Source organism: Oligoflexus sp., from assembly GCF_035638955.1.
Taxonomy (GTDB): domain Bacteria; phylum Bdellovibrionota_B; class Oligoflexia; order Oligoflexales; family Oligoflexaceae; genus Oligoflexus.
This window is the reverse complement of sequence record NZ_DASQYZ010000073.1, coordinates 1-5,093: the sequence shown is the minus strand read 5'-3', so window position 1 is coordinate 5,093 and position 5,093 is coordinate 1. Positions and strand designations below refer to the sequence as shown.

At 47.8% G+C, this 5,093-nt stretch carries 7 protein-coding genes; 6 read left to right on the top strand and 1 reads right to left on the bottom strand.

Features of this window, described 5'->3' with window-relative positions; all coding sequences use genetic code 11:
- On the bottom strand, nucleotides 1-717 hold a 717-nt coding region (locus VE954_RS06980; protein ID WP_324951054.1), incomplete at its 3' end, for a hypothetical protein.
- A gap of 349 nt (nucleotides 718-1,066) precedes the next feature.
- Between VE954_RS06980 and VE954_RS06975 the strand changes: the two genes are divergently transcribed.
- The 6 genes from VE954_RS06975 to VE954_RS06950 form a co-directional block, all read left to right on the top strand.
- Complete coding sequence (locus VE954_RS06975) at nucleotides 1,067-1,411, top strand: hypothetical protein (RefSeq protein ID WP_324951052.1); 345 nt, start codon at nucleotides 1,067-1,069, stop codon at nucleotides 1,409-1,411.
- 11 nt (nucleotides 1,412-1,422) lie between these two features.
- Nucleotides 1,423-1,842: a hypothetical protein gene (locus VE954_RS06970; RefSeq protein WP_324951050.1), complete on the top strand. Its 420-nt coding sequence runs from the start codon at nucleotides 1,423-1,425 to the stop codon at nucleotides 1,840-1,842.
- Nucleotides 1,839-3,014, top strand: a complete 1,176-nt coding sequence (locus VE954_RS06965; protein ID WP_324951049.1) for a hypothetical protein — start codon at nucleotides 1,839-1,841, stop codon at nucleotides 3,012-3,014. Before VE954_RS06970 ends, VE954_RS06965 begins: the two co-directional genes overlap by 4 nt.
- Nucleotides 2,995-3,255: a hypothetical protein gene (locus VE954_RS06960; RefSeq protein WP_324951047.1), complete on the top strand. Its 261-nt coding sequence runs from the start codon at nucleotides 2,995-2,997 to the stop codon at nucleotides 3,253-3,255. The genes VE954_RS06965 and VE954_RS06960 overlap by 20 nt, the downstream gene beginning before the upstream one ends.
- 115 nt (nucleotides 3,256-3,370) lie before the next feature.
- Nucleotides 3,371-3,775: a hypothetical protein gene (locus tag VE954_RS06955; RefSeq protein WP_324951045.1), complete on the top strand. Its 405-nt coding sequence runs from the start codon at nucleotides 3,371-3,373 to the stop codon at nucleotides 3,773-3,775.
- Between the two features lie 986 nt (nucleotides 3,776-4,761).
- On the top strand, nucleotides 4,762-5,093 hold a 332-nt coding region (locus VE954_RS06950; protein WP_324951043.1), incomplete at its 3' end, for a hypothetical protein.

Sequence of the window (5,093 nt, the reverse complement as noted above, 5' to 3'; positions counted from 1 at the left end):
CTCATCATCCAAAACGCGCGTCAGTATAATTGTGCCCGCCACCAGTATATCACCTTCATTGTCTTTCGCATCTGCCGTAATATTAATAAAACCATCTTGAGCTACACGTTTCATGCGCTCGAAATGTTCTTTCGTGACATTGCACGTAACAAATCGGTGGAAGCTGTCAGCCTTGGGCGGAAGATCAGCAATAAACCTTGAGACTGAAACGCCTACTCTAATACTTTCAATATGTGCAGCGAAATGGGCTTCGTTTGTTCTGAATAGTCCGGGGCGAACCTCATAAATGAATTTTTCTTCTATCAACGCGTTAAGCTCAGCGATCCCATGACTACCAAGAAGCCCTCTTACATTCTCTTCAGTAGCGCCGATAGTTGCCGCAAGAATCGTTACCCAACAAGCTTCTTTTTTGAGAAACTTCTCAATTACATTAGGGTCCGATACAATTTCCTTGCCGCTAGTGATCTTGTTATAAAAGCTCTTGATAGGGGCGTTGTCGCCAAAGTATTCGAGCGTTTCCTGCAGGGACGCGACAAAATTCAGAAGGTAAAGAGCCGTTTCAACAGAGGGTTCACTTTCTTTCTGAACAACACGCCGCAAAGTCGGGTAAGGTACACCAGTATAACGAGAGAGAAGCGACAAGCTACGGCGTGGACTCTCAGCCAACCACCGATCTATATACGCAATCAGTGTTTCAAGCTTTTGTTCTTTATTCATCTTCTAGCAACCTCCCATCTATTTGATCGTCGCGACGGCCATCAGTATGAACGCGACGAACATAATCAGTCATGGACAACAGTTATTCTTGTTCACGCTGCGCAGTGAGTTTACATTCAATCCATCGACATGGAAATGCGCAGAATCACCTCACAAATTAAGATTAGCGCGCACTCTAAACCCTAGCTATGGCAGAGCTTGTTAACTTTAACAGTCACCCGGTCTCACTTTGAAAGTCAGTCTTTCTCGTCTTGGTGTCCCACCACCTCAAGGGCGATTAAGCAGGAGCGGATAGCATATCCGCTCCTGCGACACAGTTAAACGATTCATACGGGAGAGAAGAACGGTCATGTTGAGAAAAATTTGTAGCTTCCTTGTTCCCTGCCTCCTGACAACCGCCAGCGCTTCTTTTGCTCAGCAAGTCGATCCACCTGTTGATGGTTGTGTCCTGTACGGAGATGCCGGATTCACTGGCGGCTCGTTTCAGCTGGCGCCCAACGACGAATTTGTTCAATTCTCCTCTGACATCGACAACAAAATCTCGTCGGTGATGGTTGGCAAGTTTTGCACACTCTACGCCTATTCTGATTGGCTTTTCAGGGGTCTTAGCGGAGTCTACGCCACCGGCCAGTATTCAGCTATCACCCCGAACGACTCGATGACCTCGGCACAATGCATATGTGAATATAACTAAGGAACTAATCCATGCGATATACACTATTTTTTTTCTTTTCAGCAGCACTTGCGGAGACATCCCTCGCACAGGGCTTTCTTCCTAAGAAGCCCGATTGCGCGATACTCTATGGTAATGCGAATTTCCAGCAGACCGAGTTCCCGGATCCGGGGGTCTACGTTCTAAAGGATGGTGAAAGTCATGCAAAACTCGAAGCCGAGACGTGGGGCAATTTCCAAAATCGAACCTCGGCAGTAACCGTGGCCGCCGGCTGCGAGCTGAAGCTTTATGGGGAGAGAGATTTCGGCAGCTTGTTGCAGGTCATAAAGGGGCCAAAAGCCGTCACCAACACCGACGCAAGCCTTCTGCATAACGATGCCGCAAGCTCTGCAACCTGCAAGTGCCCTGCCTGGGGGCCGCTTATTCACCAACCTCAAGGACCTCAACTATGAAAATTTTCAAATCAATTTGGCTCTTTCTACTCTTCTTTGCATCTACTGTCTTTGCAGAGACTCCACAGCTTGACCTGGTCCTGGTAGCTCCAGGTCAGCGCGATGAAATGCGCGAAACTGTTAACGGTGAGAACGTTCACGGCGAGTCATCCTCTTTATCCTTCATTGCCTCCTACTACAAAGACATCGCCTCGGATAATGCCCGGATCGCCGCTGAAGCGAGAAAAGCCCGGGAAGAATACGAGGAAGTTCTTAACAGGACCGGCGTCCCTCCTCAGCCATCACTCTCTGCAAGCGAGCTGGAGAGCAGGGATAGGGCTGGTCAGGCCATCGTTGATAAGACGCAGCACTCACTGTACCTGCGGCGCGAAAAAACTTTCAGCGCCCCGGAGCGTGAGGAGAATGAGAGGAATCGCTTCCAGGCCCTCAAGTATTACCTGTCTGTTGCCAATACCACCAACCAGACCATTCGGCACCAGTTCGCTGACATGGCAGACCGAGCGCTGAACATGATCAATCCGGATATGCATTATGAGGAACGCCGGATGTTTATTGATATGGCCTCTGAGATGCTTGATTTCGCTGTGGGCATTGGCGCATCGGTGGGAGTGGATACCTTCCAGGCAATCACAGGGAAGCATTATAGAACCTGGCAGGATCTTAGCGAAACCGATCACATCCTCTCTGCCGCAAGTGTTATGACGCTTGGCTTTGGTGGCGCAGGCGTAAGGGGTGTAAATGCCATCGTCAAAATTGCTGATCATTTATATGGCCCTGGACACGCCGTCCTTGTTCGTTCTAAAGTCTTTCAGCATGTTTATGATTCGGCCAGAAAGTTTGGCTTTGACTTAAAAAGTTTAAAAGGCGGATCTACGGGTGACCGAGTCATAGCTGAAACGCTTGCGAGTGCTGGAAACATAACCAGTAAGCTTACCCTGACAAGCACCGAAGCGCTGGATACAGGCATTAAATGGGTAGGAGACGGATATAAACAGATCGGTCTCCCAGATAGCGGAGTTTTCCGAAGCGCCGATTCCCTTCGGCAGTTTCGAATTGACAAGGGCTCGATAGCGGGAGGTCACGACCCGTTCGTACCCCATGTGCATTTTGAAACATATTCACCTAGCAAACGGGATTTTGAGGCAAACAATCATGTCCCAATCAAAGATTGATGAAGACATTCCCCTGGACAGAGTCGGGCAAGTCATAGCTGGAAAAGGCTGTGGTCAGTATGTTCGAGTGGTCTACGATACGGTGAAAACAGGGGGTTATTACATCTTCCAGTCGACAAGCAAAAAATTTGATTCCCCAGAAACCTATGACGGCTGGTTTGAAGACATGGAAACAGTGACCATTGTCTTTAAGGAAAGAGGTTGGATAATTGAGTGGCAGCCTGAGCTGAAATTGGTGTGAATCGCGATGCAAGCAACCGCTTACTCATTGTTTCCAGACCTAAAAGGTGTGTGATCTTTCTTATGTAGCCCGCCCGCCACGAGCGGGCTTTTTCTATAGTGTGGGACTCTTTTTTATGAATATTCGTTCTATCTTCTTTCTTGCGTCCTGCTTTGGATGCCTTCAATCGTGTGGATCAAATCAAGAATCAGAAGCAGAAAAAGCTGAAAAACTGAGACGGGAAGAGTACCAAGCCTACAAAGAACGCTATTCGTTTGATATCAATAGCGAACAATCTGCTTGCAACGAAGCCAGCGAAGTAGCTGCCGACTTTCAAGTCACAATCGAAAGCTGTTCCTGGAAAGATAGTTCGATAATGGAGCTTTCTGTTTCAAAAGGAGATTACAAGTACACAAAGACGCTTCGGGCAATACAGGACTTCAAGCAGGATTATCACTTAACATCCGATGTAGAGCACAATGATATCGCCATGTTTCTCGTTTCAATGACACAAGTGATAAGGCACTCATATAATCCATAATGCCCGCTGATTACGAATCCCATTAAAACCTGAATTAAGGCAAAGCTCCGATCTTTTGGCGGGTGCAAGGCAAGGATAACTTAAGAAATTTAAGCTGTCCTTTACGCCGCAAAATCAAAGTTTCTGTGGTCATATAAGGGTGCCATTTTGGATGACAAAATCTCTGGAATGTTTGCTGACCTAAGTCATTGTAATATTTATGTTTTTAAAAAATGATCAAAATATCCATGGGTTCACTGAAAAAAACAACATTTTGCGCCATAAAGATGCATTGTGTCGTTTAAGCTAAGCATCTTCACATTTTATGCAGCGAACTTATCCACAGTCGCCGAAGAGTCAAAAATCCCCGTCCAGTAGGCTTTTCTGTCATGCAAAAAGGCTGCATAATCGCATCCAATAAACAATTCTTTTTAAATCAGACGGTTACACGTAATTATGCCATTTATACACGCTAGAGTGCTTCGAAAGAGCAGATTGAACTGACCCAATAGGTCGCGACAATAATGAGTCCTATTCCAGCCAACGATTGCATTTCTAAATCAAATCATCGCCGCTTGATAACTTGATAAGATCCGACGAGGACCGCAAAAATAGATTCAAGGACAATCGAAAATACGGTGGTGGAAGCCTTGCTCCGGAATCATCTGGAACCCTGGGCCCGGAAGATCCAGGCAGTTCATCTGCTGCCGCCTGCTGTTACTGTGTTGATCGATGTTGCGCTATTGCCAGTTGTGGTGGTTGTACTCTTTGCATTTACATTGGCGCCTGTTGCGGTCGTCGTTGCCGTTGCAGAATTCCCACCTGTTTGAGATTGCGAGCAGGTTGCCGCAGAGTCGGCCGTTGTTTGGGCGGAGGCTGCCGTGTTCTGTCCCTGAGCAGAAGAGTTTGCGTTATTACTCCCTGTCTGACTCGAAGCCGCAGAATTTCCAGGCGACAGCGTGCCTCCGCACGGGCCGCCACTTGCAGTTGGAGAGTTGCTCGCGAGGATGGGGCCAGCAGAAGTTCCAGAAGGGTTTGACTGTGCAGGCGAGCCTGCAGGATTGGCCGCTACAGGCCCTGATGCAGAATTTCCGGAGCTTGCAATGCTGCCAGAAACAGGCGGGTTCAAACTTGCCAAATCGAAACGGACTCGAGTTCTATGGACTTTTGTCAAATGCCCCGATGTGACGGCGGTTTTCGCCACGGCAATTAAAGCGGTCGCTGTTCCGACAGCATTCAGTTCAACTTTTTCCACTGCGACCTCACTATTCAACATCGTGAGGTTCATCGTGTTCGATACAGATGTCCAGGAATTCGAGCGCGGATCGGGAGTCTTAAG

Coding starts and splice junctions, on each gene's coding strand:
- VE954_RS06975 (WP_324951052.1), top strand. CDS start 1,067: ATGTTGAGAAAAATTTGTAGCTTCCTTGTTCCCTGCCTCCTGACAACC.
- VE954_RS06970 (WP_324951050.1), top strand. CDS start 1,423: ATGCGATATACACTATTTTTTTTCTTTTCAGCAGCACTTGCGGAGACA.
- VE954_RS06965 (WP_324951049.1), top strand. CDS start 1,839: ATGAAAATTTTCAAATCAATTTGGCTCTTTCTACTCTTCTTTGCATCT.
- VE954_RS06960 (WP_324951047.1), top strand. CDS start 2,995: ATGTCCCAATCAAAGATTGATGAAGACATTCCCCTGGACAGAGTCGGG.
- VE954_RS06955 (WP_324951045.1), top strand. CDS start 3,371: ATGAATATTCGTTCTATCTTCTTTCTTGCGTCCTGCTTTGGATGCCTT.